1 protein-coding gene is annotated in these 996 nt (G+C 69.2%); it reads left to right on the top strand.

The features are described 5' to 3' along the window. Nucleotides 1-590: 590 nt before the first annotated feature. Complete coding sequence (locus tag AAHZ94_RS34535) at nucleotides 591-872, top strand: hypothetical protein (RefSeq protein ID WP_349997624.1); 282 nt, start codon at nucleotides 591-593, stop codon at nucleotides 870-872. Nucleotides 873-996 lie beyond the last annotated feature (124 nt).

Below are 996 nucleotides of genomic sequence, written 5' to 3' on the forward strand. Positions count from 1 at the left end.
CCCCCCCCCCCCCCCCCCCCCCCCCCCCCCCCCCCCCCCCCCCCGCCGGGGGGGGGGGGGGGGGGGGCCCCCCGGGCGCTGTGCTGTTGCGGTGTCGCTGGGTGGGTGGTGGCCTACTCCGAGGTATGCCGGCCCCGCAATATGTGAGGGGCTGCGACAAAGTGCGTTCAGGCTGGATGGGTCAGAAGCTGCACGTCGGAATCGCCAAGCCCCCACCGTCGCCACGAGCCAGCACGTCGGCGTTGACCCCTGACAGAACAAGCTTTCGGTCAATCGTTGTAGTGGCCAGCAAGTGGACCGACGTGGGATGGCTGATGTCGCTGGCGGATAGCTGTTGCACGGTCATGCCTCAACGCTAGGGAAATAGACGGGTTTTGAAGAGCTTCCAGGAGAGCGCAACGCCTTGCGTATGTGGGGCCACGGGCTCCCGTGGCAAGGTGCGCTACGGGTCGGCCTGTCTGGATTTCGAACAGGGGCCTTGGGTGAAGACCCCCGGGTCGGTACGTTCCGTTACTGCGCTGTCGCCCGCCGCGACGGCTTGGGGTTCGGTGCGTCGACAAGGCGTGCCTGTCGGTTGAGAGGGGCTCGATATGAAGAAGAAGCTTGCTCTGTGGCTTGGGGGTCCGGTTGCAGCTGTAACCGCTGTCGTGGCAGGGACGGTCATCGTCGCGCCGGCGGCGCATGCAACCCCGGCGGACTGTGAAACGTTCCTGCGTGCTCATCACTACGTGGTTGGGCAAAAGGTGAAGACCGCTTGCAAGCTTGCCGAGGGGGGGAGTGGTGTCGCCAAGCTGACGTGCAAGGTGATGCTTAAGGAGATCGGCGTGAAGAGCGGAGACGCGGACACGGCTTGTAGCTTGAGCTCGAAGTAAGGCTAGGGCGTGCCCATGGTGCGGGGGGGCCCCCCCCCCGGGGGGGGGGGGGGCCCCCCCCGGGGGGGGGGGGGGGGGGGGGGGGGGGGGGGGGGGGGGGGGGGGGGCCCCCCCCGCGCGGGGG

The sequence above is a fragment of the Streptomyces sp. HSW2009 genome (assembly GCF_040240285.1).
Lineage (GTDB): Bacteria > Actinomycetota > Actinomycetes > Streptomycetales > Streptomycetaceae > Streptomyces.

Excerpts from the sequence above, each read along its gene's own strand:
- AAHZ94_RS34535 (WP_349997624.1), top strand. The coding sequence starts at position 591 with ATGAAGAAGAAGCTTGCTCTGTGGCTTGGGGGTCCGGTTGCAGCTGTA.